The following is a 1,057-nucleotide window of genomic DNA, read 5'->3' as shown; positions in this document are numbered from 1 at the left end:
CTAGACGAGTGATTCCTTGTAGGGCTGTTAATGGTCGTATCCGGTGAGTGATCGGAGGACGGGATGGCCCATGCGGTGGTTGTTCCAGACCGCGGCGGTCAACGCGAGAATGCGCTGGCCGACCCGGGCCATCACACCCTGCACGGTGCGTCCACCGTGGGCTTCCAGACCGAGCTGGCCCTTCATTGTGTCGTTGACCGACTCGATGAGCTGGCGTACCGATTTCAGCAGGCCCTCGCCGGGCCGGGCCTTCTCGCGCTTGCGGGAGGGCCGCAGCATCGCGGCCCCCATCTCGCGCAGCCGGGCCTCCAGTGCCCTGGACGCGAACCCCTTGTCGCAGACCAGCACCAGACCCTGGCGGTCGGCGAGCAGCTCGGCGTCGTGCTCGATCATCGCGGCCAGGACCGCCGGCTCGCCGCCGTCGGCCTTGGGGTCGGCCAGCGCCCACAGGATCGGCAGCCCGGCCGGGGTGCACACCAAGAACAGGCGCAGTCCCCAGAAGAACCGCGAGTGGGAAGCGCAGTAGCCGTAGTTCGCCCATCCGGCCAGCTGCGAGCGCTTCACGGCGGGCCGCGACATGGCGCAGGGCACCGGGGTGGAGTCGGCGATCCAGTGGTTGTCGAACCATAGGTGGCTGTCGCGGCCCAGGGCCCGGATGGCGGTGCGGATCAGCGGTTCGGCGGCCCGCAGGCGCTTGTTGTATCCGGGCTGTTTGGGCAGGTGGGGGAAGTGGCCGCGCAGGTGGCACATGGCGTAGCGGATCCAGCGGTGCTCGGAGTGGAACCCGAGCAGGCTTTGGGCCACGGCCAGGGTGACCAGTTCGGAGTCCGACAGCAGGGGGCGGCGGCCCCGGCCGGTGCGGGGCGGGGCCACATGGTCGTCGATGAAGACATAGAGTGCGGTCAGAAGGGCGTTCAGTTGTTGGCTCACACCACGATCTTGGACGCCCTTCGCCCACGTCCGGGTCTCCTTGCCCGATCACGAGGCCGCCGCCCTGCCCTCGGCTACTCAGGGCTTGCGGACGACTACGACGTTTCAAGGAATCACTCGTCTAGGC

The 1,057-nt window shown here is 68.4% G+C and carries 1 protein-coding gene; it reads right to left on the bottom strand.

Features of this window, described 5'->3' with window-relative positions:
* Nucleotides 1-27 precede the first annotated feature (27 nt).
* Nucleotides 28-930, bottom strand: a complete 903-nt coding sequence (locus ABD259_RS25625) for an IS982 family transposase (RefSeq protein ID WP_344165841.1) — start codon at nt 928-930, stop codon at nt 28-30.
* Nucleotides 931-1,057: the final 127 nt, after the last annotated feature.

The sequence above is a fragment of the Nocardiopsis rhodophaea genome (assembly GCF_039530945.1).
GTDB classification, from domain to species: domain Bacteria; phylum Actinomycetota; class Actinomycetes; order Streptosporangiales; family Streptosporangiaceae; genus Nocardiopsis_C; species Nocardiopsis_C rhodophaea.
Note: the sequence above shows the minus strand (reverse complement) of the source record. Positions and strands in the feature narration are given on the sequence as shown.